A 24,550-nucleotide genomic window follows, 5' to 3' on the forward strand; every position below is an offset into this window, starting at 1 on the left:
ATAATTGAAACGATCTCTTAAAAAACCGATTCAAAAAATCATCGCTATAAAAAAGCCCTGCTTTTGCAGGGCTTTCTTCATCAATAGAGGCTTACTTTTTCTTTTTAGGACCAAGTAGCATACCCATTTGACGACCTTCCATTTTTGGTGCTTGTTCAACTACACTGAATTCAGCCACATCTGCTTCAACTTTTTGCAATTGAGCCAGACCCAACTGTTGGTGAGCCATTTCACGACCACGGAAGCGTAAAGTGATTTTTACCTTGTTGCCTTCTTCAAGGAACTTGATAATGGCACGTAATTTTACGTTGTAATCACCAACATCAGTCGCAGGGCGGAGCTTGATTTCTTTCACCTGTACTTGATGCTGTTTTTTCTTCGCTTCTTTCTGCTTTTGTTTCAGATCAAACAAATGCTTGTTGAAGTCCATGATTTTACACACGGGTGGCTCAGCATTTGCAACAATCTCAACCAGGTCAAGATCGACAGCTTCAGCTGCACGTAAAGCATCATTTAAGCTTACGATGCCTTTTTGCTCGCCATTTTCGTCTACAAGACGGACTTCTTTTGCACGAATTTCATCATTCAAAGCAGGACGGTTTGATTTGTTACCGCCCTGTTGATTACGGTCAGGCTGTTTAATCGCTTTTACTCCACAATATACCGGCCGCGTTCGGCAACGGCTGCTTTTACTAGGTCAACGAAAGCATCGATTGACATAGTACCCAAATTTTTTCCTGAGCGGGTACGCACATTCACTGTACCTTCCTCTACTTCACGGTCGCCAAGTACCAGTAAGTAAGGAATACGCTCTAAAGTACGTTCACGAATCTTAAAGCCGATTTTCTCATTTCTCAAGTCGGAAATGGCACGAATACCGTTTTCTTTAAGTTTAGCGACGACTGACTCACATGCTTCCGCTTGAGAATCGGTAATGTTCATCACGCACGCTTGTGTAGGTGCCAACCAAGGTGGCATAAAGCCTGCGTAGTGTTCAATCAGTATACCAATAAAACGCTCGAAACTACCAAGAATTGCACGATGTAACATAACAGGCTGATCACGGTCGTTATCTTCTGTTACGTAAGATGCATCCAGACGCTCTGGCAGGTTGAAGTCACACTGAATGGTACCGCACTGCCATACACGACCTAGGCAGTCTTTCAATGAGAATTCGATCTTAGGACCGTAGAATGCGCCTTCACCCGGTTGCAGTTCCCATTCCAGACCAGCAGCATCTAAAGCATCAGCCAAAGATTTTTCCGCCATGTCCCAAAGTTTGTCATCACCGACACGTTTTTCCGGACGTGTAGACAGTTTCATTTGAACGTCTTCAAAACCGAAGTCTTTGTACACATCTAAAGTCAATTTAATGAAATCTGCAACTTCAGTTCCAATCTGTTCTTTGGTACAGAAAATGTGTGCATCATCTTGGGTAAAGCCACGAACACGCATAATGCCGTGTAATGAACCTGATGGCTCGTTACGGTGACACGAACCAAACTCAGCCAGACGGATCGGAAGATCACGGTAAGATTTCAACCCCTGGTTGAATACCTGTACGTGACATGGACAGTTCATTGGTTTAACCGCATAGTTACGGTTCTCTGAATGAGTCGTAAACATGTTGTCTGCATAGTTTGCCGCATGACCCGATTTTTCCCAAAGCGTGAAGTCCACCACTTGCGGGGTACGAATCTCAAGATAACCATTATCTTGCTGAACTTTACGCATGTACTGTTCCAGTACCTGGTAAATGGTCCAGCCATTCGGATGCCAGAACACCATACCCGGTGCTTCTTCCTGCATATGGAACAAGTCTAAAGCTTTACCGATTTTCCGGTGATCGCGTTTTTCTGCTTCTTCAATACGTTTTACATAAGCCGCAAGCTGTTTTTTATCCGCCCATGCTGTACCGTAAATACGTTGCAGCTGTTCATTCTTCGCATCACCGCGCCAGTAAGCACCAGAGATTTTAGTCAGCTTGAACGATTTTAAGAATTTGGTATTCGGTACGTGCGGACCACGGCACATATCCAGATAGTCTTGATGGTAGTACAAGCCCATTTGCGTTTCTTCAGGCATGTCTTCAATCAAGCGGAGTTTGTATTCTTCGCCACGCGCAGTGAATTCTGCAATCACTTCATCGCGTGGGGTCATTTTTTTGATGACATCATAGTCTTGGTCGATGAGCTTTTTCATACGCTCTTCAATCGCCGCCAAGTCATCTAAAGTAAACGGACGTGGCATCCAGATGTCATAGTAGAAACCTTCTTCAATGACCGGGCCAATCACCATCTTTGCTTCGGGGAACAATTGCTTAACTGCATGGCCGACCAGGTGCGCACAAGAGTGACGAATGATGTGAATACCATCTTCATCTTTAGGCGTGATAATTTGTAAGGTTGCATCTTCAGTGATGAGATCAGACGCATCAACCAAACGGTCGTTTACGCGACCCGCAACTGTATTTTTTGCAAGACCCGGACCAATGCTCAGTGCAACGTCCATCACAGATACGGCTTGATCAAACTGTTTTTGATCGCCATTTGGCAAAGTGATAATTGGCATAAAAAAATCCTTAAGGAGTGATGCCCCGTACCATAGGGCATGTCACCGCGAGATTATGATCGAGGCAGAACCTCAAAAGATAAAAACGGTGGATAAATAAAAATCGATTCGAATTTTACACGTCTTATCCACAGGATTAAACCTTTTCACCTATAAAATTCGCAATTTGGCACATTTTGAATTTATTTGCCAATGCCTTAGCTCTAGCTCTAGCTCAATCAAGGAATTTTCACTTCCCTTTTTATGCTCTAAAGTTATCCCATGCTTAGAACTTGCACTGAGCATAGGCAGAAAGCGGAGCAAATTGCGGAATCACAGCTTCGCTCTGGGTGGGTCTTAAAAACACATAATCAGCCCGGTCAATCTCACAGGATTTCGGCACCAGCAGCAGTTCCAGATCAGGTAACTGGCTATAGTGCAAAACTTTTAACATGGGTGTAGCTATTCATAAGGCACCTTGCAGTTCAGCCAGACTTTGCTGGTCAATATCCCCCTGATTGGCTAAAGACTGATTGATCGGAACAACATATTTCCCTAAGTCATATAAGCGTGTACCCGCTTAAACTGTGCATTGACTTTTATCTTCATCAAAGGCCAGCACGCCTTTGAACTGATCGAGATTAAGCAAAGTTTCATCCGTCTTGGCCAACACACTAAATGAATGCCTTGCACCAACGACAGGAATATGACCATAGAATTTGACTCATTTTTGTAATTCATTGACATGCTGAGGTTGAAAAATTTATGGATGTGCCTGCTGGCTTCCAGACCAATTACGCCATCCTTTATCCGCCTGTTGTATTTTCATTATTATTCCCTAGCTAATGTTATTTAAATTGCCCATTTAGAGTAAAATACCTAAAAAAGCAAATATGGGAACCCATGCGTTCAAAAAAAATCCACCCCATAAAATAATTTTTTTAATTTTCAATATGTTAAAAATTATAAAATAGCACTCGACTAAAGCATAACTGCAAGATTTCTGATAAATGCATATCTTTTTCAAAAGGATATGAAAACAAATATAGAATGGAGTTTTAACATGGTTAGCGCATATGATGAATTACCGCGTACCCCCGCAAATTTTGTAGCGTTGTCACCTTTACGCTATCTGGATCGGGCTGCTTATATTTACCCGAATCAAAATGCAATTATTCATGGTAAACGTCGTATTACCTGGCGTGAAAAATATAATCGTTGCCGCCAGTTTGCCCACCAACTCCAAAAACTCGGGATCGGTAAAAATGATACCGTTTCGGTACTGCTGCCTAATGTGCCGGCAATGATTGAAGCACATTTTGCCGTACCAATGGCAGGTGCCGTACTGAATACCTTAAATACCCGTCTGGATGCCAAAACAGTTGCCTTCATGCTGGAACACGCCGAAAGTAAGGTATTGCTGGTTGACCCCGAATTCAGCCAGCTTGCTACAGAAGCCTTGGCGCTGATTCCGCAAGAAATCTATGTCATTGATGTCGCCGATGAAGAATATGAGGGTGAGGATACCCGTATTGGCCAGATTGAATATGAAGACTGGATTGCACAAGGTGATACCAATTTTGAGTGGCATTTACCCGCGGATGAATGGGATGCCATTAGCTTAAGCTACACCTCGGGCACCACGGGGAACCCGAAAGGTGTGGTCTATCATCACCGGGGGGCCTACATTAATGCAGCCAGTAACATCATTGCTTGCGGCATGATGCCTCGCGCGACCTATTTATGGACCCTGCCATTGTTCCACTGCAATGGCTGGTGCTTTGCCTGGACCATGGCTGCCAATGGCGGTACCAACGTCTGCTTGCGCAAAGTTGATGCAGAACAGATTTTCAAATTGATTGCCGAACATAAAGTCGACTACTTCTGTGGCGCACCGATTGTCCTGTCGATGCTGATCAATACCCCTGAAGAGAAAAAGACCCAGATTGATCACCGTGTTGAAGTGATGGTGGCCGGTGCCGCGCCTCCTGCGGCGATTATTGAAGGCATGCGTAATATTGGCATTAATGTCACTCACGTCTATGGTTTAACTGAAACTTACGGCCCTTCTGCACTGTGTGCATCACAAGCGGGCTGGAGCGATCTATCGATTCAGGAACAGGCACACTTGCACTCTCGTCAAGGAGTTCCATATCCACTGCAAGATGGCATGAAAGTACTTGATCCGGAGACCATGCACGAAGTGCCGCATGATGGTAAAACCATGGGCGAGATCATGTTCCGCGGCAATATCGTCATGAAAGGCTATTTAAAGAATCCTGAAGCAACCGCCGAAGCCTTTGCTGGTGGCTGGTTCCATACCGGTGACCTTGCCGTTTGCCAACCGGATGGCTATGCCAAAATTACCGACCGCTCTAAAGATGTAATTATTTCCGGCGGTGAAAATATTTCTTCACTCGAAGTGGAAGAAGTGCTGTATCAGCACCCTGCAGTCCTGACGGCAGCGGTAGTGGCAAAACCTGATCCACGCTGGCAGGAAGTTCCATGTGCCTTTGTGGAACTCAAACAAGGTAAAACTGCAACAGCTGAAGAACTGATTGAATACTGTAAACAGCATTTGGCCCGTTTTAAAGTACCTAAAGATGTGGTGATTACCGAGATTCCAAAGACATCTACAGGCAAACTGCAAAAATTCATCTTGCGTGACTGGGCCAAAGAACGTGCTACAGGCGAGTTTCAGTAATCCATCATCTGATGGGTAAAGTCCCCCTTTTCAAAGGGGGACTTAGGGGGATTACCCCTTGTGAAACATCATTTATCACCTTTTAAATGAGAGAAGAAAAAAAGCGACTTCATGAGTCGCTTTTTTAGTTTGAGTATAGAAATAAGAAAGTCAGTTATCTGAAATCAAAGCCACTTGCTGAATATAGTTGAACAGTTTTAACTTGGATGCAGCCAGCTCTTCTTCCGTCACCTGATTTTTGATATCACGATGGATACGCAAAATATGCTGACGAATGGCATGATGCTCGGCAGCATTATGCGCTTTCATGAATTCTTTAATCACCGGATCACCTTGCGCGATCATACGATCGACCCAACGTTGCAACTGCGCAGTTTTTTTCGCGCCTTGCTGTGGAGTAAGGTAAGACAAAATCATGGTTTCATCTTCATTACGCAATAATTTTCCTACACGCTGAAACTGACGGCGACGTGCTTCATGTGAAGTAATGGTTTGCACATCCAGTAAAGCATCAATCAAACGTTCTTCCACCGGAAGGTTTTTAATTTGTTTGATACTCAACTGAGCCAGTTGCTCACCTAAAGCAGCCATACGCTGAACTGCTTTTTTCTGTTCGGTTTTACTCGCCCGCCCTTCTAAACTTTCAAAGTCATCTTCAGTAAAACGGTTCGGTCGACGTGCCACGATTAATCTGCCTCGTAAAATTTTGCTGCAAATAATGCCTGAATTTCAGATAAAGCCTGTTCTTCATCTGTACCTTCAAGCACTAAACGTAAAGTTGTGCCTTTGCCTGCACCGAGCATCAGCAAAGCCATAATATTTTTTGCATCTACTAATTTGTTGCCTTTACCAATTTGAATCGATGAACGAAATTTGGTGGTAACTTCGATTAGCTTTCCAGACGCACGCGCATGTAAACCTAGTTTATTAATTACGTCAACAGTTGTGTCAATCATGACCAGTGCTTCATTTCTCTGTGGAGGACTTGGATAGACCATTTTTCCTCAAGGGCTTTTTTGAGTCTATCTACGATATATACGGAACGATGCTGCCCGCCGGTACAGCCAATGGATACCGTCATATAGTGACGATGCCCTTCTGCAAAGGCAGGCAACCACTTATCTAAAAAATGATAAATGTCTTGGAACATTTCATTGGTTTGTTCACTTTGCAGCAAAAACTGTTGTACAGGCAAATCCAAACCTGAATATTTTCGCAATTCCAGATCCCAATGCGGATTCGGCAAATGACGTACGTCAAAGACATAATCGGCATCAAGCGGAATACCGTGTTTATAACCAAATGATTGTAAAATTAAAATGAGGTTATCTGATTGTCCAAGTTTAGACAACAAGGTATGTTTCAGATCATGTACGCTTTTATCGGTAGTATCAATATGTACCGTTGAACGCAACTGTATCGGAAGCAATAAGTTTTTTTCTTCCTGTATACATTCAGTCAGGCTTTTAAAACGACTGGCTAAAGGATGCGGACGCCGCGATGCACTAAAACGCGAAATCAGTTCCTGATCTTGCGTAGTCAAATAAATGATATCCACCGAACCAGATTTCTGCAGTTGTTCAAAAACATGATCAAATTCCTGCAAATCTGCACGCGTACTGCGTACATCTACGCCCAGTGCCAGCTGTTCAAGATTATTGTCACGATCCAGTTTTTCCACAATTTCCGGCAGCAATGCCAGCGGTAAATTATCAATACAGTAATAGCCCAAATCTTCAAGCACCTGCAGGGCAGATGATTTTCCCGATCCAGATTGTCCTGTGACGATTAAAATACGCTTCATGGCAAGGCTGTCCTTAATAGTGAAGTCTATGCAGTATGCTTAACCTGCAAGTTATCAATCAGTCTGGTAGTGCCCAATTTAGCGGCAACAAACAGCACCACATCCTGATCAAAGGCTTCTATTTTTTGTAATTCCGGAGTGCGTGCTTCCACATAATCCACAATAAAACCAGCTTGTGTCAACTTTTGCTTTATATTTTCTAACACGTCCGCAAGGCTGATACCACTGTGCAGTTCCTGCTCGGCAGCAGTTAAACTCTGGTAAATGGTCGGAGCAATGGCACGGTGTTCTGCACTCAAATAACCATTACGCGAACTAAGGGCCAAACCATCTTTGGCACGGGTAATCGGCACCCCAATCACTTCTAGCGGAATATTCAGGTCACGTACAAACTGACGAATCACCGCCAGTTGCTGGTAGTCCTTTTGCCCGAAGAAGGCAAAATTTGGCTGCACAATATTAAACAGTTTAGTAACCACTACCGCCACGCCATCAAAATGACCCGGACGCTGCAACCCGCATAAGTCATTGGTAATCTCAGACACGCTAATGTTGGTTAAACGCGGCTTGTTACCATACATTTGCTCAACGCTAGGGGCAAAAATAATGTCACAGCCGACATCTGCCAACAAATGACTATCCTGCTCCAGAGTACGCGGATAGCTGTCAAAGTCTTCATTAGGCCCAAATTGAATCGGATTGACAAAAATACTGACCACAACAACATCACAGATTTTTTTTGCTTCACGCACCAGGTTTAAATGCCCTTCATGCAAATTCCCCATGGTCGGAACAAAACCGATAATTTTTCGTGCCGATCGAGCTGGACTCAGTGAAGCGCTTAATCCCTGAATGGTAGTTTCTGTTTTCATGTTTACAGCTCAACTTGAAAAGTTTGTTCTTTAGCAGGAAAAGATTGATCTTGTACCGCTGCATGGTAAGCTTTAAAAGCATCCAGAATTGCAGTTTCCCCTGCCTGTTCTTTCATAAAATTACGTACAAATTTGGCCACATGACCACCGGTCAGTCCAAGCATGTCCTGTACAACCAATACTTGGCCGTCCGTATCTGCCCCCGCCCCAATGCCAATCACAGGCGTATGTGGAAACAACTCACTAATTTCCTTACCCACCTGCGCCGGAACACATTCCAGTAGCAGTACCGCAGCACCGGCTTCCACCACAGCCTTACAATCGGCAATCAGCTGATCGGCAGCTTCACGGGTACGCGCCTGAACCTTATAGCCGCCAAACACATGCACAGATTGTGGAGTTAGGCCCAAATGCACACATACAGGAATACCATTGCGGGTCAAGACCTGAACGGTTTCAGCCAGCCATGCACCGCCTTCAATTTTCACCATGTGCGCACCAGCCTGCATCACTTGTTTGGCACTGATTAAGGCATCATTCAGCGTGGCATAACTCATAAACGGCAAATCAGTCAGAATAAAAGCATGCTGATTACCACGGCGAACAGCTGCGGTGTGATAAGCCATATCCTGTACCGTCACAGGCAGAGTAGAATCACAGCCCTGAATGGTCATTCCTAAAGAATCACCCACCAGAATCGTATCAATTTCAGCAACTTCCATTGCTTTCGCCATGCTCGCATCATAGCAAGTCAGGCAAGAGAATTTGCGGCCTTGCGCTTTAAATTTTCTTAAGTCACTTAGACTAATCATCCGGATATTCCTCTTATGACGACTTTCTCAAGCGGTCATGCAAAAAATTAAATATTTGCCCAATTTCCCTCATCCAATACGGTAAGCGATGGATGTTGCAATATCGGTAAATCTTTTAATAATTGTCCTTTGAGTTGTAAATTTGCCTCTAAATCAAGCAATGGCATCAGCACGAAATCACGTTCCATAACACCAATATGTGGCACGGTTAAACGCTCATGATGAATCAGTTCTTCGCCATACATGAGGAGATCCAGGTCCAAAGTCCGTTCACCCCAACGGCGCAGTCGCACTCGACCTGATTCTTGCTCAAAACGCTGCAATTCATCCAGCAATGCAAGGGGTTCCAAGTCTGTAACCAGCTGTACAGCCGCATTTAAGTAATTGGGCTGGTCTTGTGGCCCCATTGGAGGGCTTTGATACAATCTGGATGTTTTCACGGCTCCCAGCGTCGCCAGCTTCTGTACTGCCTCTGCTAAAATTTGCCGTGAATCACCCAGATTACTGCCTAGGCCGATGTAGGTTACTGTGCTCATTGTGTCGGTCCAAAAATCACCTGGCTTAAATCACGTTTGACCCGTTTGCGTTTTAAAATCGGATGGTCATAGCCAATTTCCGAGCCATTTGATGAAGTGGACTGAACGGGTCTTTCAGATTTTGTCCGGCTCTTGCGTTCACGGCGACTACGCGGTTCCGGCTCGTTCACCAAAGGTTCAATTTCAGTAATTGCAGCAACCGGTTTGGTTTCCACCACATCGTCTGTAGTTGCCTTACGGCGGCTTTTTGCACGCTGGCGGTTATATTGACTGATGGCACGTTCTTTTTCATCCGTAGACATCTGTTGATACGCATCCCACCATACACCCATGCCTTGAGTGGTATCGTCACCCGATTTCTCGCGCAGTAACAGAAAGTCAAATCCGGCACGGAAACGCGCATGGGTCGATAAAGCCTGTATTTGCTGCGGCTTCGGATTGAGTAAACGCGTTTGCATTTCCCAGACTTCACGAATAAAGGTTTCTGCAAAACGTGGAATGATGGTCCGGGTAGCCTGACGTTTTAACACATCCAAACCGGCTTGCGCTCTTGCCTCTGCTGGAACAATCCCTTTACTTAAATAAAAGTCACAACGCTCCAAGAACGGTTTCCACAGCAATACCGCATAGAAGAATGCAGGATTGATGGTCTTGCCCATTTGAATGCGCTGATCGGTATTGATCGCAGCGCGTTCGATAAAGGTGGAGATATCCGGGCTGATGTCCGCAAACAGCTGATGCCAAATACCGAAATCAATCAGCATTGGCAGCACCCGGTTCAAATGTCCCATGGTGAACAGCTTCTGTGATTCATCATATAAGCGGTGTGGAGAGATATCACGCAACAGCTGGGTCAGCTCTGGGGTAAAAATCTCTAAAATTTCAGGTGCAATACTAAAATTTAATTTTGCAGCAAAACGTAAAGTACGCAGCATACGTACCGGATCTTCTTCGAAACGTAAGGTCGGGTCACCCAACAAGCGCAAGGTTTTATTTTTTATATCATCAATAGCATGACAGAAATCCAGCACAATCCCTTGACGCGGCTGGTAATACATCGCATTAATGGAAAAATCACGACGCACAAAATCCTGTTCAATTGTGCCCCAGTTATTGTCGCGCAGAATCATGCCTGAGGCAGAAGTGACTGCTTTTTTAGGCGGGGCACGGAAAGTGGCCACCTCGACCAGTTCGCGACCGGCATAGACATGAGCAAGCTCAAAACGTCGTCCGATAATACGGCAACGTCGTCCGAATACTTCTTTGACCTGAGCCGGAGTTGCGTTGGTAACCGCATCAAAATCTTTAGGATTCAGCCCTAAAATTAAGTCACGGACGCCGCCACCGACGATATAAGCTTCATAGCCTGCCTTGGTTAAGGCATCAATAACATCTAATATGTAAGAAGGTAATTGAGCGGTTGATAAACCACATTTTGACGCGCGCAAAGTTTGCAAAAGACGCTGTCTCCTACGTCTGAACGTAAAATATCTAAGATGACGCTAATCATATCTCTAACACAATCAAAGGGCAATTTGATTATCTTAATGCATCATACTTTGTTCGATATTCTAAGCGGCTATTGCCATTCCTCTACAAGCCTAAACGGTCTTTATTCTTGCTAAATAGCGCAGGTCCAATCCCCTTGACCTGTTGCAATTCTTCAATATTTTTAAATTTTCCATTTTTTTGTCGATAGGAAATAATGGCTTCAGCTTTCTTCTGTCCTACCCCTGAAAGTTCTTGTAGCTGTTCCGCATTGGCCTGATTCAGGTTGATCTTGTTGGTCGCTGAAGTCGCAGAGTTTAAAGCAGGCCTAGCCAAATAATAATTCCGTGTTGAGACGCGCGGTATTTTTAACCGTGCATCCTGGGCCTCCTGTTCAACCTTCCATTTTAAATACTGCTGGTCAAACTGTTGAGCATAACTACTGGATACACTCAACAAAGACAGCAGACTAAAAATATAAGAAATCCCCTTCAGGATAGGTATTATTTTTTTCATTGGGAAACCTATTATTTTAATTGTTGTTTCGCTTGCTCCCACAGTTGATCCATTTCTTCTAATGATAGGGCTTCAATATTTTTATCTTGTTGCTTAGCCTGATCTTCAATGAAAGCAAAACGTGTTCTAAATTTATGAATGGTACTTAACAGTGCCATTTCACTAGAAAGTCCTAGTTTACGTCCAACATTGATCAGTGAAAATAAACAATCGCCAAATTCGTCGAATATTTCGTCGGAATTTTGCCTTTGCATGGCGTGTTGTAATTCGCCTAATTCCTCATTCAGTTTGCCATAAGCACCTGCCACATCTGGAAAGTCAAAGCCAATTTTCGCCGCATTTTTTTGAATGTCATGTGCTTGCTGAATGGCAGGACCATGTTTGATCTCATCTAAGCGTGATTGTACTTTGCCCTGCTTTTCCTGCTGTTTAATTTGCTTCCACAGTACGGATACATATTCTGCACTCAATTCGGAATATTGTTCTGCCTGAAAGACATGAGGATGACGGCGAATCAGTTTTTCGGTAATGGCATTGACCACATCATTAAAATCAAAAGCACCTTGCTCACTGTACATTTGAGCCTGAAACACCACCTGTAACAGCAAGTCACCCAGCTCATCGCGCACATCATTTGCGTTTCCTGCTCTGACTGCCGCTTCGACTTCATAGGCCTCTTCTATGGCATATCGGGTGAGGCTTTGCGGTGTTTGCTGCTGATCCCATGGACATTTCTCACGTAACTCACGCATCACTGCCAATAAATTATCCATGTTTTAAGTACTCCCCGACATGTTCAGATACAAGCATTTTCCTGCTCCATTGTAGTGATATTGAACCGCATTGCACTCAAAAATAAAGTACCTCAATCATAAAAGTGAAAAGAGAACACATACGGGCACTAGATCGGTATGGGTGAGACAATACTAGATAGGATCAGGGGAATTACGCGACTTGCTGTTAATGAGCGATCGCCTGCGCAAAAAAATGGGGAGAGAATAAATAAAATACCAGCAAAAGAGCCTGATGATCAGGCTCTTCTTTAGTGTTAAATATATTTAATGAACGGTAGCGATTTTAATCGATTTAAAATCTGCATCCCAATCAATATATTAAATATCATCAAGCACTCTTGGTTTTTCTGCAGAGCTGGTTGGCAGCTTAAATTCAATACCGGCTTTTTTAAACAGCTTAGGATATTCTACCAAAGCCAAGGTTGAGTTTTTTGCAATACCGGTAATATCACCCACTACATTTTTAGCATCAACCAATGACATTCCAGTATTGGTCAAGCTGGCTGGATTTGTGATCAAACTGGTACTCACCTGTTTTGCCCCTACCGCCAATTCACGAGCGGTTAAACTTGCAATCACAAAGTTTGTTGCAGAATCCAACAAGTGTTTCTTTTGGTCTGCATTCAATGATGCAAGTTTTGCGACTGTTGCTGCCTCATCCTTTTGAGAAGCTTCTAAAACAGCATTAGACATCGCCACAATTTCTTTTTGAATGGCTTCTTTTTCTTTCAGATCAGAAGTTATTTTCAGGCTTTTCTGTTTTGCTTTTAATTCATCCGAATCCTTTTTGCTTGCAAGCAATGAAGCTAAAGCAGTACGGCTCTGAAGAAACATCGCATTCGCGGCTTTGGCTTGAGTAAAGAAACCATTCAGATCCATATTTGACGAAGATACCCCGGTAGCCGATTCAGTGAGTGTCGAAGCCAGGCTACTAAGTGAACCAAAACCAGCATAAACACTTGATGCTCCCATTGATGCACTGATGGCTAAAACAATCGAAATTTTTTTCATACCCTATTACCCTTATTGTGAAGAATCGGCTTTTTGCACGATTTGATTTAAAATTTTTGGCAAAGCATCAAACATCTGAATGTTATACATTTCATGACGATGCTGATGAACAATGCCTTTGAGTTGAATTTCCTGCTGGAAACCATATGCACCGATTTTTTCAGCGTTCTGGTTGAATCTGCGCGCACCACTCGTCATGACCAATGTCGCATCACAACTGGATTGATCACTATTACATTTCACCGAGTTTTCTTTCACCTCGATCTTAAAGACAGGCTGCAAACATTCATCTTTTGGAAGATAGAAATTCACATCCATATTCTTTTTAAAACCGGCATTTTCGGTCATACGAATAACAGCGTCTTTTAATAAGGTTTGCCCTTTAAAACCTGCACCAGTGGCATAAAACGGTCGCTTCGACTGGCTGGTAAAAGCGCTATAAAGCAATGGACCAAAACCGTAAAACGGAATTTCCCCCACTTGTTCGGTATGTAAGCCCAGACATAAAACCCGTGCCTGCTTGGAATCACCGATGGGTGCAGAACTGTCCAGCAAAATACTGTCACCAGAACGCACCGGCAAACGTTCATTGCTGCTAACCGGGAAGTCGAGTTGCGCGGTAACTTTCTTGCCTTGACGTTCTAATATGGTCGCTTCCCATGTAGGAATCAGGATATTGCGTCCTGCTGCCCGATCGGAGTGATAGACATGAACTTTCATGCCTCGACTTAAGCGCTCACCGGCATCATCAATGGTGATGCTTTGCCCGCTTGAACCCGAAACCTTTAAATCAGAGCGGGTGAATTGAATACCCTTCTGAAATTGTTGACCCAGTTTCAACAGCGCATTTTTCAGCACCACTTCTTTACGAGCTTCCAAAGAAAAGCCCATTCCTTCAGAAATCACGTCCTTAATTTCATCTGTTGCATGAGCTGAATAAATCACCCGACCGGAACGATCAATCATTTCGGCAAAGACTTCACTATGAAAGATCTGCTGTTGGGTCATTTTGCCAATCCGCTGCTGATAGGCAATCACAGGAATGACATTAACCCGAATAAAGAATTCTGGCAGCTCGCGCTGATTAATATCGGCACTTTGTGCCAAAGCCGTCTGCTCACTGATACTTTGTGCCATCGCACTATAACGGCGATTGACTGGTGTCAGGGTAAAAGATGCCTGCTCACCGATCGCATCCGAAAAAATTTGTTCAATCAGGTCTTTAGACTCACCTTGATAGGTCAATACATCCACCACCAAGGCTTTAGGCTTATTCATGGCCTGACGTGTATTGGTCGATACTTTGCTAAAGTGCTTGCTATTGCCTTGCATCAGCACCGGTACAGCAACAGCATAATCGCTGTCTGCATGTACCACACGAATCAGGTCACCTTCAGCAGAACTGAGTTCATCCTGTATGGCAATTCCCTGCTTAAATCCTTTATCGAGCACCAGATAGGATTTCCACTGGTCAATCACCTGCGTATCAATTTCAGTCACCTGGAACTTGGTTTTCAAGTCTTGAGTGAGTTGCTGTGTCAAGCTCAACAAGGTACTTTGAAATTTCTGTTTAATCGCTGCTTTGGTTGCTGCCGACTCAAGCTCACTGCTCAGCACTTGGATTGGCTGAGACAAGGTCGCACTGTCGCTATAAATCACTTCGCCCGACAAGACATTCGTGAGCTTCAAACTCAGGGTCACTGGCAGAAAAATTTCAGCCGTTGACTCTTTTTGAACGATATATTCACTGGCACGTAATACGTCCAAGGATGCGACATAGGTGCGGTGCTTGGTCTTTTGTGAAATGCTGTCGACAATTTGTTCGCCCAAGCTCTGCTTTAAACCTTGTACAAACAATTGCTCTGCTTGCTTACGAATCACATCATTATCAATGGCCTGGCTAAAGTCACAGACTATGGATGCACCATTGGCTTCATATTTATTCGGGTCGGCACGACACCCTTGCTCCAGGCCAAAAATCCCTTTTGAGGGATAAATCTGGATATCTGCATGTGCCACTGCCGAAAATAGCATTGGCATCGCCAGACACAGGGCTTTGAATTTTACTTGCATTGTGTACCGCCAATACACAGTGTGATGGTATTGCCCGCCTGTAAGCGTTCAGCATTTGACAGGGTTGGATTGACTTTGCGCAATGCTTTGGCCAACTCTGCACTCATCGGCTTTTCCCCTTTATAGGTCATGGTCATTTCAACCAATTTTCCATCTTGCGTACGAATATCGATATTCTCCGCACCGTCCATTTCATCCAGTGCAATATACAAGTCATCACCTAAACGGCTCGATACATTGCCAGAAATGCTTTTCACAAAAATGGTGATTTCCTTACCATACATGGAACGGTTTTTTGCATAACCCAAAATCTGCGGGCCGATTTGACTAATCGCCAGCTCGCCGAGTTTGGCTGCTACATTGGTTCGGCAGGCATCTGTCGTCGCACCAGTTGATGATTCAGTACGGGTTTGGCCACCCATTAGGGTCGAGTCATCCACTGAATAAATTTTAAAGCTCACCGCACCGTCACAAACAAACTGGCCCGTTACAGGAGAACGGCCACGGTCATAAATATACGAACTGCCAGCCATAAACCAGTCAGCTTTTTCCTTACGTGCAGCAGCCACCAGTTTATTCAGTTCAGCATCACTCGTCAGCTGCTGAATCGTCATACTACGGCCATTCAAATACTGGCTTCTGAAACGGTCAGAATCGAGTAAGCGCAGGTCATAACGAACCGCTGACTCAGCAATTGCATTCAAGGTCTGGTTATCGCGTTCGGCCTTGGTGCTTGGCGTTTGATATTCCACATATTTCACGAAACTTTGAATATCATTTTGCCGTTCAGACTGGCTATATTTTGCCGATTCACTGGCATTGTAACTGCTTGAAGATGATGATTTACCCGAATTATTGTGGCTCGCCGAGCGTGCCGAAACACCTACACCGGCACCATAATAGTTGTCATAGGCATAGCCTGATGCAGCAGATGAACGGCCTTTAGATAAATAAGAGTCTGAAGCACTGGCTTTAGCACTTTCACTGGCTTTGTAGCTGGCATTTTCGTCATAGCTGTAACTACGATCGGAAAAATAAGAGGTAAATTCTTTGACCGGCTTGGAATTATCTTTGGGAACACCAAAGTATTCATCCATGACAATCATAATCGGGCTGGTTCGGCTATTTTTTTTTGCTAGCCCCAGATCATTTAAAATAGAACGGAACTCTTGATCATCCATTTCAAGACTGACCTGGGTCAGCAATTCATTATTGCCTTGAGTTGAACTGCCACGGTTAATGAGGTAGCTGGAATCGACTTGCTTCACAATTTCATCCAGATACTGCTGAGCCTCTTGCATTGCTTGTGGACCGTTTATTTTTTTAATCATTGCAATGACAGCATCAGTTTTCGCATTCTGGAAAGCCTGGTTACGCGTAGCATTCGGATCTTTTTTGATAATCGGCGCGGTGCCTTCCCCATTCACTTTAATAATTTCTGCATTAACCGCCTGAAAACCGCCCAGACACAAAAGTGCCAATATGGTCTTTTTCATGATTTACACCCTTTTTCACTAAATTTTTCTGATTTACTAATAAAGAAATTTAGATATTTTTAACGTGATTTTTAAAATACAAAAAACATACAAATCATAACAAAAATTAAGATTAACTCCATCACTAAATTTTACTTTTTATTGATTTTTATACCATTCAATCAACAATATAATTTTATATGTAAAATTAATATCCCTTTAGACACAAATTCATTAATCTATTTTGATGGTTTATTTTGAATAAATATTTCAGCATATTTCAATCAATCTAAAACACAAAAAGAGGCATTTAAAACACCATTGTTAAAATTATTTCGTACAGCAGCTCAACAGCCCCAAATCACGGACTGCAATCCCCTGCACAGACATAGCCTGAACAGTAAATCCACGTTAGTCTGATCACAACATACGGGTCACTTAGGAAACATCTTGAGCAGGATAAATGGAGGACATCCCCCATAAAAAATGGGCAAATACTCATGAATACGCCTGAGAAACCACCTCCATCAGCAAGGGCTGGATCAAAAGAATACAGACTCCTTTCCTAACAATTGGTAAAACTTTAGCTAAAAAATAGCTGTTGGCAATATCGCAACTGGGATTAAAATTATCCCTAGAATCCTTCAACATGAATAAGGCGATAATAATGAAAATGAAAAATGCTCTTCTTATTTTAATCAGCAGCTTAAGTTTAATGGCTTGTTCGACTATGCCTTCCAATAAACAGACTCAAAATAACTCATTAAATTCGGAGCCGAATAGCAATGCCACCAAAGAGGTTTCGATTGATGGCAGCTATACGGGTGAAATTGTTGGCGATTACCAGAATTCTAAATTTTCCCAGTTAAAAATTGGTATGTCTAAAGGTCAGGTAGAAGATTTAGTTGGTGCTTCAACAGATCAAAGAAGCTATCAGACAGCGAAAGCCTGGATTCCAGTCGCAGGTGCTTTTTCCAAGGATCAATTTCGGATTGAAACCTACTATAAAGAGGCTGGACGCTTAATCTACGCCAATAATGGAACCAAATTATATCGAATCGAAGTGGACCAAAGCGAAGATGGCCTTCAATAATCCGTGGATCTTTTCACACACTCGCTAAACATTCATCACTATCGATCATTGAAATAAAAATGCCTGTTTTGATTTTAAAACAGGCGATACAGGTCACTGTTTTTTATCCTATCGATTTTTATTGATCTGTGTTTATCCAGATGAATCTTGGACTTTAAAGCTGTTATGACCTTATAGGGGCATGAATAAGAACCACATATTTTAAGATGACAAAATTATTTTTATTTCAGGAAAGCTAAACCCCTTACAGGAGGCTTCTGAACGCCAGGCAACCGTAAGCATGACATGCCCCAAATGAAAGTTTTGATAAGCAAATGTTCCAATTAAAGGATGACTACACAATCCGCCATTATGTACTGGATGAACAAAAGTATTTAACTCATTTAAATTTAAGCGCACGCCCAGTCCGGCAGCTTTCAATACTGCTTCTTTGGTGGTCCAGACTTTAAACCAATATTCTGACTCATGTTGCAATTCGTTCCAGTATTTTAATTCATCAGGATGAAATGCATGATTCGCCAATGCTTCAAATCTAACCTTGCGATCTAGATCTTCAATATCCACCCCGATATCAGGCATAGTATGACTGGTGGCTAAAGCATAATTTTTTTGGCTATGACTATGATTAAAATAAAATTCAGGAAAATTAATCAAATATGGTTTTCCATATTCAGTAGTCGTCAACTGCTCATGTTGAATTGTGACCTGCAATTGCTCGGAAAGTAATTGATTACGAAAGTGATGGATTTGCTGTTTTTGCAACTGGATTTTGCTCTTGCGATCAAGTGCATGATCCACATGAACGATCTGCTCCAGTGCATTTACTTCTACCCTTATCCGTCTGCTCACCAAGATCACCTGTCAAAAATAGAAGTATATTTTAAAAGAAAAAAGCCCAAAGATCACTTTGGGCTTTTTGAATACTATTTAAAGCTGGTCTTTAACCACGTTTAAATTTCTTCTCGGCTTTCTTAAACTTCTGAACATAACGACGCTTACGTGCTGCCGTGCGCTCATCAATTTGTGACTTACGCCCTTCAAACGGGTTTTCAGACGTTCTAAATTCGATTTTTACTGGCGTGCCTTCAAGCTTATACACTTTACGGAATACGTTTTCCAAATAACGACGGTAGTCTGCAGGGGTTTTATCCACCTTGTTACCATGAATGACAATCGTTGGTGGATTTTGACCACCAATATGGGCATAACGCATTTTAATACGACGACCTTGTACCATCGGTGGATGGTGCGCATCGGTTGCATCATTCAAAATTTGCGTGATTTTTGCCGGAGATACTTTCAAGTGTGAAGAATCATAGGCACGGTGAATTGACGGATAGAGATCACCTACCCCTGTACCATGTAGTGCAGAGATTAAGTGAATCTTCGCCCAAGGAATAAAGTCAAAGCGACGATCAACATCCAGCTTGCATTGCTTACGATCATACTCAGACATGTTGTCCCATTTGTTGATCGCGATCACCATGGCACGTCCCGCTTCAAGTGCATAGCCAATCAAGTGCAAGTCTTGCTCAACAATCCCGTCACGTGCATCAACCACAATCACCACAACATGAGCATCTTTCATCGCTTGTAAAGTTTTCACGATTGAGAATTTCTCGATCATTTCATCCACTTTACCTTTACGACGTACACCAGCAGTGTCAATCAAGGTGTATTTACGGCCATCACGTTCAAATGGAATATATACTGAATCGCGGGTGGTACCTGGTTGGTCAAATGCTACAACACGGTCTTCACCCAGCAGACGATTGACCAATGTCGATTTACCCACATTGGGACGACCAATAATCGCTAAACGTAAACCAGTGTCTTTATCGTGCTGATCTGGGTTTTCATCTTCAGGAACATCAGCAAGCACATCTTCAAGCATTTGCTGTACGCCACGACCATGGCTGGCAGCAACTTGTAATGGTTCACCCATCCCCAGTTTGTAGAATTCAACTAGTGCGGCTTCAGCATGTACGCCATCTACTTTGTTGGCAACAAGGAATACTTTTTTGCCGAGGGTACGCAGGTCACGTGCAATCTGCTCATCAGATGCCAGTAATCCGGCACGTGCGTCTACCACAAAGATGATCATGTCGGCTTCATGAATGGCTGTTTTGGACTGTTCAGCCATGTAGGAGTCGATTCCACCTTCAGTTTCGCCAATACCGCCAGTATCGACAACGATGAATGATTTATTTTGATATGTCGCATCGCCATACTTGCGGTCACGGGTCAGACCGGCAAAGTCAGCAACAAGCGCATCACGGCTCTTGGTGATCTGGTTAAACAACGTTGATTTTCCGACGTTCGGACGACCAATGAGCGCAATTACGGGTTTCATAGATTAACCTTTATTCAAGATCAGCCAGTAGGTCTGGTCTGAACAATCAGAAACAATAGAAGAAATAATTAGCCAAAAATAAATAAAACACGGGGCATTGAATACTCAATCCCCCGTGTAAAAAAATACGGTTAGCTTAGTTTAACATAAGGCTGAAAAAAATTAACGGTTCTGCCAGATGCTTAAAGCACCCTTACGGGTCGCCACATAAAGTTGGTTATCAATCACACGCAGGGTACGCACTTCACCACTGGTCTTTGAACGACCAATCAGCTGGCCTGTAGCCGGATCAATGAGATGCAATACGCCATCCAGATCACCCACCACCAGATCCTGACCTAGAATTACCGGGTTGCTGAGCTGGCGATTCAGTAAACTGTCATTTTGCCATAATTGTTCACCGGTGGTCAGTGAATAAGCGGTAATTTTTCCATCGGCTTGAGCCACATAAACAGTGTTATTAAAGACTTCCGGACGTTGGATACTGCTGGCATCTTCGCTCCACACCACTTGTTGGCTCGCCAGATCCATCACCGTTACCTGGCCCTGGTAGCTGGTTGTTACTAGGAATTGTCCAGCCACAACAGGATCGCCATCCAGATCATTCAGACGCTGAATATCCGAACGTCCATCACTGACAGCAACACGACGCTGCATACGCGGCACACCGCTAATAATATCCAGCGCATAAATATAGGCATTGGATGAAGCAATCAGTACAGTACGCGGATCAAGCGCAACCGGTGTCGCAACACCACGCAAGCTAAACTGTACATTCGGCAGATTATAAGTCCAGACTTGCTGACCAGTAGCCAGATCATGCGCATAGACCGTGTCATCATTGCTAACCGTAATGACACGACCGGACTGAATAAGTGATGCAGATAAAATGGCACCCGATAGCTGGGCTGTCCACTTTTGCTCACCTGTAGCCTGATCCAGAGCAAACAGTTGACCTTTTTTATTACCGACCACCACCAGGCCTTCGGCTGCTTCTATACCCGAGCTTAAGCCCAGCTTAGACACCTTTTTCTGCCACAAGCGTTGTTTGCCCTGATAGGCAGTCACTTCACCATTTGGATCGACAGCAAAAATCACGCCGTTATCGGCATCCAAGCGTAAACGTAACGGGTCTGCTTTACTGGTCGAAGAAACACTTTGAGAAAATACAGGAACAAGAGTCTTTGCTTGCACCAATTTAGGCAATGGATTCGGTTTAACCTCTTCTACCTTGATTTTATTGGTAGAACAACCAGCAAGTGCAAATGTTAAAATTGTTAGTGCAAACGGTATTTTGTATTTTCTATCCATTACGACTCATCCACTTGTGTTTCTAAAATTGGGCGTTCAACATCAGGATCATCAACTAAAACGCCAACACTTTCGAGTTTAATTTGTAAAATTTGACGTTCTTGCTTACGTTCAAGCAACGCATCCCATGCGCTCATATACGATTTTTTAGCATTTTCGATATCATTTTTAGCCACATAGACATCACCGCGTGCTTCATCAGCAGTTGCCTTAAAGGCAGGATCGGTCACTGCAGCCAATGTTTTAATGGCATCGTCATATTTTTTTTGTGCCAACTGGGCATAAGCCAAACGCAGCTTAACCACCTGTACCAGACCGACATCATCCAGTTTGGAATTTTCAACTTTTTTCAAGGCACGTTCTGCATGTGCATAATCAGCTTTGTCATAAGCCAGTTTAGCCATTAACAATTGAGTTTGAATGGCCTGTACAGAATCCGGAGCTTCTTTAACAATCTTGTCCGCAGTTGCAGATAAGGCATTAAATGCATTGGCATCGCCTGAGACACTTTTTGCATCGTCCATCAACTGTTGAACCTTGGCTGTTTCCATTTGTGATTCAGCCAGGTTCTTCTTCTGCCAATATTCCCAGCCGAAAAAGGCAATCAACGCAATTAAAATTCCGCTCATCATGGCAGAACCATATTTTTTAGCGAAAGATTTTAAGCTATCAAGTTGTTCTGCATCACTCAATGCGTTCATGGGATTACCTTTTCCTTATGTTATTCGGCTTATTTTGAAGAAAATTTTTCAATGATAAATGGCACAAAGTCAGTCACTGCAATTTCAGTCTGTTCTGCTGTTGCCAGTTCTTTGACCAGAATGTGCTGCACTTCAGCTTCACGCCCACCAAAGATTAAAGCATAAACAGCACCCGCCTGATCGGCTTTTTTCATCTGACTCTTCATTGAACCTTGTGAACCGGTTTTTAAACGGATACGGCTATTGGCTGCTTCAAGCTGGTCACGGATCTGTTCAGCAAGCACCAAGGCTTGACCTTGAGTTGCAGGGTCTGAAACCAGGAACATTTCACAGTCACGGACTGGCGTATTGTCTTCCACCTGTTCAAGTAGCAGCAACAAACGCTCCATACCCATGGCAAAGCCCACCGCAGGCACCGACTGATCAGGCTTGCCTTTAAGCTGACCAACCAGACCATCATAACGACCACCGGCACATACGGTACCTTGTGAACCCAAATGCGTGGTGGTCCATTCAAAGACTGTTTTGTTGTAGTAGTCCAGACCACGTACCAACTTCTGGTTAATAACAAAGCTTACGCCAGCATCAGTCAAATATTGCTGAAGCTGAGCAAAATGCGCCAAGGTTTCTTCACCCATGAAATCATGCAGCTTAGGCGCATTTTCCAGAATCGACTGTGTCTTCGCATCTTTAGAATCAAGAATACGGAGCGGATTCGTGGTTAAACGGCGCTGAGAATCTTCATCCAGATCGGCTTTATGCGATTCCAGGAATTCAACCAGTGCTGCACGGTATGCTGCACGCTCATCCGACTCACCTAAGGTGTTGAGTTCAAGTTTAACTTTGTCCGCAACACCCATACGTTTCCACAAACGTGCCGTCATCAGAATCAGTTCTGCATCTTGGTCGGGTGTTGCCACGCCAAAAGTTTCCACACCAAACTGGTGGAACTGGCGATAACGGCCTTTTTGCGGTTTTTCATAACGGAACATTGGCCCGATATACCACACACGCGGAGTTGCACCGCGAAGCAAGTTATGCTCAAGCATGGCACGTACACAGCCTGCAGTTCCTTCTGGACGCAGCGTCAAAGACTCAGGTGGATTACCTTTGTCCAGAAAAGTGTACATTTCTTTTTCGACGATATCGGTTGCATCACCAATTGAACGCTTGAACAGATTGGTCTGCTCAACCATCGGCAAACGGATTTGCTGGTAACCATAAGCATCCATAAGTGATGCTAAATGTTGTTCAAGACATCTCCACGCGGGGGTTTGCGTTGGAAGAATGTCATTAAAACCTTTGATTGCGACAATTGAACTCATGATCTACTCAGAAAAACCTGTGCGAATAATCTCTTTAGATTTAGCTTCTTCAAGCTCGGAAACACGTTGACGAACCATAGATTCGATTTCATCAACCAATTGATTGGTATCGATTAAATGGCTTTTCTCGCCATTACGATACACCAGTGAACGCGGACTTGCACCTACTACGCCAATATCGGCTTCTTTGGCTTCACCCGGACCATTCACTTTACAGCCAATCACGGATACATCCATTGGAGTACGAATATCTTCCAGACGTTCTTCCAGTGCCTGCATCACTTTAATCACGTTAAATTCTTGGCGTGAACAGCTTGGGCAGGCAATGAAGTTAATGCCGTTGGAACGAAGACCCAGTGATTTTAAAATATCAAAACCGATCTTGATTTCTTCTTCAGGCTCGGCCGCCAGTGAAATACGCATGGTATCGCCAATGCCTTCCATCAGTAGACCACCTAAAGCGATCGCCGACTTCACTGAACCGGTACGGTAGATACCGGCTTCGGTCACACCTAAATGCAGTGGATTATCAATTTGTTGAGATAAAAGACGATATGCATCCATAGTCAGGAATACGTTCGAAGCTTTCACCGACACTTTAAACTCATGGAAGTCTAAGCGGTCTAAAATATCGATATGACGCATGGCCGATTCAAGCAATGCCTGACCAGTTGGTTCGCCATATTTTTTCTGGATATCTTTTTCCAGTGAACCGGCATTCACCCCGATCCGCATAGAAATGTCATGATGTTTCGCCGCAGCCACCACTTCACGAATTTTTGCTTCCGAGCCAATATTGCCCGGATTAATCCGTAAACAGTCTGCACCCGCATCCGCCACCGCTAAAGCAATTTTATAGTCGAAGTGAATGTCAGCCACCAGCGGAACATTCACCTGCTTGCGAATTTCACCGAATGCGGCCGCTGCTTCCATACTGGGTACGGAAACACGCATGATATCGGCACCGGCATCTACACAACGCTGAATTTGTGCAACAGTTGCAGCAACATCACAGGTTTCGGTATTGGTCATACTCTGGATGCTGATCGGGGCATCACCACCTACATACACAGAACCGACACGAATTTTACGAGTGGGACGGCGCTTAATCGGATTTTCAATCATTGCTATC

At 43.7% G+C, this 24,550-nt stretch carries 23 protein-coding genes and 1 pseudogene; 2 read left to right on the forward strand and 22 right to left on the reverse strand.

Annotation, left to right across the window (positions count from 1 at the left end; all coding sequences use genetic code 11):
* Nucleotides 1-91 precede the first annotated feature (91 nt).
* The 4 genes and pseudogenes from infC to FTT83_RS16295 form a co-directional block, all read right to left on the reverse strand.
* Nucleotides 92-643: a translation initiation factor IF-3 gene (gene infC, locus FTT83_RS02120; protein WP_180176184.1), complete on the reverse strand. Its 552-nt coding sequence runs from the start codon at nucleotides 641-643 to the stop codon at nucleotides 92-94.
* 5 nt (nucleotides 644-648) lie between these two features.
* Complete coding sequence (gene thrS / locus FTT83_RS02125) at nucleotides 649-2,571, reverse strand: threonine--tRNA ligase (RefSeq protein ID WP_180174233.1); 1,923 nt, start codon at nucleotides 2,569-2,571, stop codon at nucleotides 649-651.
* Between the two features lie 265 nt (nucleotides 2,572-2,836).
* Nucleotides 2,837-3,004 carry a hypothetical protein gene (locus FTT83_RS02130; RefSeq protein WP_171263151.1) on the reverse strand — a complete coding sequence of 56 codons (168 nt, stop codon included), beginning with the start codon at nucleotides 3,002-3,004 and terminating at the stop codon, nucleotides 2,837-2,839.
* Nucleotides 3,005-3,037: 33 nt separating this feature from the next.
* Nucleotides 3,038-3,313, reverse strand: a pseudogene (locus FTT83_RS16295) (FAD-binding protein); the annotation flags it as partial.
* A 300-nt stretch (nucleotides 3,314-3,613) separates the two neighbouring features.
* Between FTT83_RS16295 and FTT83_RS02135 the strand changes: the two are divergent.
* Entirely contained in the window at nucleotides 3,614-5,254 is a 1,641-nt protein-coding gene (locus FTT83_RS02135; RefSeq protein WP_180082064.1) for an acyl-CoA synthetase, read from the forward strand.
* A 150-nt stretch (nucleotides 5,255-5,404) separates the two neighbouring features.
* Here the strand turns inward: FTT83_RS02135 and yjgA are convergent, their stop codons facing one another.
* The 12 genes from yjgA to FTT83_RS02195 all read right to left on the reverse strand — a co-directional run bounded on the left by yjgA (nucleotide 5,405) and on the right by FTT83_RS02195 (nucleotide 16,656).
* Nucleotides 5,405-5,938 carry a ribosome biogenesis factor YjgA gene (gene yjgA, locus FTT83_RS02140; protein WP_086195385.1) on the reverse strand — a complete coding sequence of 178 codons (534 nt, stop codon included), beginning with the start codon at nucleotides 5,936-5,938 and terminating at the stop codon, nucleotides 5,405-5,407.
* A gap of 2 nt (nucleotides 5,939-5,940) precedes the next feature.
* Nucleotides 5,941-6,210: an HPr family phosphocarrier protein gene (locus FTT83_RS02145; RefSeq protein ID WP_180043686.1), complete on the reverse strand. Its 270-nt coding sequence runs from the start codon at nucleotides 6,208-6,210 to the stop codon at nucleotides 5,941-5,943.
* A complete protein-coding gene (gene rapZ / locus FTT83_RS02150; RefSeq protein ID WP_180174234.1) occupies nucleotides 6,207-7,058 on the reverse strand; it encodes an RNase adapter RapZ in 852 nt (283 codons plus the stop codon). Before rapZ ends, FTT83_RS02145 begins: the two co-directional genes overlap by 4 nt.
* 26 nt (nucleotides 7,059-7,084) lie before the next feature.
* A complete protein-coding gene (gene panC, locus FTT83_RS02155) occupies nucleotides 7,085-7,930 on the reverse strand; it encodes a pantoate--beta-alanine ligase (RefSeq protein ID WP_180174235.1) in 846 nt (281 codons plus the stop codon).
* A gap of 2 nt (nucleotides 7,931-7,932) precedes the next feature.
* On the reverse strand, nucleotides 7,933-8,742 hold the full coding sequence (gene panB / locus FTT83_RS02160; protein WP_180081647.1) for a 3-methyl-2-oxobutanoate hydroxymethyltransferase: 810 nt from the start codon (nucleotides 8,740-8,742) through the stop codon (nucleotides 7,933-7,935).
* Between the two features lie 47 nt (nucleotides 8,743-8,789).
* Nucleotides 8,790-9,278 (reverse strand): 2-amino-4-hydroxy-6-hydroxymethyldihydropteridine diphosphokinase, encoded by a 489-nt coding sequence (folK, locus tag FTT83_RS02165; protein WP_180174236.1) that lies wholly within the window; start codon nucleotides 9,276-9,278, stop codon nucleotides 8,790-8,792.
* Nucleotides 9,275-10,735 carry a polynucleotide adenylyltransferase PcnB gene (gene pcnB / locus FTT83_RS02170; protein WP_180174237.1) on the reverse strand — a complete coding sequence of 487 codons (1,461 nt, stop codon included), beginning with the start codon at nucleotides 10,733-10,735 and terminating at the stop codon, nucleotides 9,275-9,277. Before pcnB ends, folK begins: the two co-directional genes overlap by 4 nt.
* Nucleotides 10,736-10,871: 136 nt before the next feature.
* Nucleotides 10,872-11,282 carry a ComEA family DNA-binding protein gene (locus FTT83_RS02175; RefSeq protein WP_180043673.1) on the reverse strand — a complete coding sequence of 137 codons (411 nt, stop codon included), beginning with the start codon at nucleotides 11,280-11,282 and terminating at the stop codon, nucleotides 10,872-10,874.
* 11 nt (nucleotides 11,283-11,293) lie between these two features.
* On the reverse strand, nucleotides 11,294-12,055 hold the full coding sequence (gene mazG / locus FTT83_RS02180) for a nucleoside triphosphate pyrophosphohydrolase (protein ID WP_180174238.1): 762 nt from the start codon (nucleotides 12,053-12,055) through the stop codon (nucleotides 11,294-11,296).
* A gap of 339 nt (nucleotides 12,056-12,394) precedes the next feature.
* The gene (locus FTT83_RS02185; RefSeq protein WP_180043669.1) at nucleotides 12,395-13,087 is read right to left on the reverse strand and encodes a hypothetical protein; all 693 of its coding nucleotides are present in this window, start codon (nucleotides 13,085-13,087) and stop codon (nucleotides 12,395-12,397) included.
* Between the two features lie 12 nt (nucleotides 13,088-13,099).
* Complete coding sequence (locus tag FTT83_RS02190; RefSeq protein ID WP_257224439.1) at nucleotides 13,100-15,160, reverse strand: hypothetical protein; 2,061 nt, start codon at nucleotides 15,158-15,160, stop codon at nucleotides 13,100-13,102.
* A complete protein-coding gene (locus tag FTT83_RS02195) occupies nucleotides 15,151-16,656 on the reverse strand; it encodes a hypothetical protein (protein ID WP_180174239.1) in 1,506 nt (501 codons plus the stop codon). Before FTT83_RS02195 ends, FTT83_RS02190 begins: the two co-directional genes overlap by 10 nt.
* A gap of 646 nt (nucleotides 16,657-17,302) precedes the next feature.
* Between FTT83_RS02195 and FTT83_RS02200 the strand changes: the two genes are divergently transcribed.
* Entirely contained in the window at nucleotides 17,303-17,728 is a 426-nt protein-coding gene (locus FTT83_RS02200) for a hypothetical protein (protein WP_180174240.1), read from the forward strand.
* 201 nt (nucleotides 17,729-17,929) lie between these two features.
* Here FTT83_RS02200 and FTT83_RS02205 read toward each other — a convergent pair whose 3' ends face one another.
* The 6 genes from FTT83_RS02205 to ispG form a co-directional block, all read right to left on the reverse strand.
* A complete protein-coding gene (locus FTT83_RS02205) occupies nucleotides 17,930-18,577 on the reverse strand; it encodes a 4'-phosphopantetheinyl transferase superfamily protein (RefSeq protein ID WP_171263150.1) in 648 nt (215 codons plus the stop codon).
* A gap of 91 nt (nucleotides 18,578-18,668) precedes the next feature.
* Nucleotides 18,669-20,081: a ribosome biogenesis GTPase Der gene (gene der, locus FTT83_RS02210; RefSeq protein WP_086195373.1), complete on the reverse strand. Its 1,413-nt coding sequence runs from the start codon at nucleotides 20,079-20,081 to the stop codon at nucleotides 18,669-18,671.
* A gap of 162 nt (nucleotides 20,082-20,243) precedes the next feature.
* The gene (gene bamB / locus FTT83_RS02215; RefSeq protein WP_086195372.1) at nucleotides 20,244-21,392 is read right to left on the reverse strand and encodes an outer membrane protein assembly factor BamB; all 1,149 of its coding nucleotides are present in this window, start codon (nucleotides 21,390-21,392) and stop codon (nucleotides 20,244-20,246) included.
* Complete coding sequence (locus FTT83_RS02220; RefSeq protein WP_166169254.1) at nucleotides 21,392-22,093, reverse strand: tetratricopeptide repeat protein; 702 nt, start codon at nucleotides 22,091-22,093, stop codon at nucleotides 21,392-21,394. Before FTT83_RS02220 ends, bamB begins: the two co-directional genes overlap by 1 nt.
* A 29-nt stretch (nucleotides 22,094-22,122) precedes the next feature.
* Complete coding sequence (gene hisS, locus FTT83_RS02225; RefSeq protein WP_180081659.1) at nucleotides 22,123-23,418, reverse strand: histidine--tRNA ligase; 1,296 nt, start codon at nucleotides 23,416-23,418, stop codon at nucleotides 22,123-22,125.
* Nucleotides 23,419-23,421: 3 nt separating this feature from the next.
* A complete protein-coding gene (gene ispG / locus FTT83_RS02230) occupies nucleotides 23,422-24,543 on the reverse strand; it encodes a flavodoxin-dependent (E)-4-hydroxy-3-methylbut-2-enyl-diphosphate synthase (protein ID WP_086195369.1) in 1,122 nt (373 codons plus the stop codon).
* Between the last annotated feature and the right edge of the window lie 7 nt (nucleotides 24,544-24,550).

It is taken from the genome of Acinetobacter sp. YH01018 (genome assembly GCF_013420295.1).
Classification (GTDB): Bacteria; Pseudomonadota; Gammaproteobacteria; order Pseudomonadales; family Moraxellaceae; genus Acinetobacter.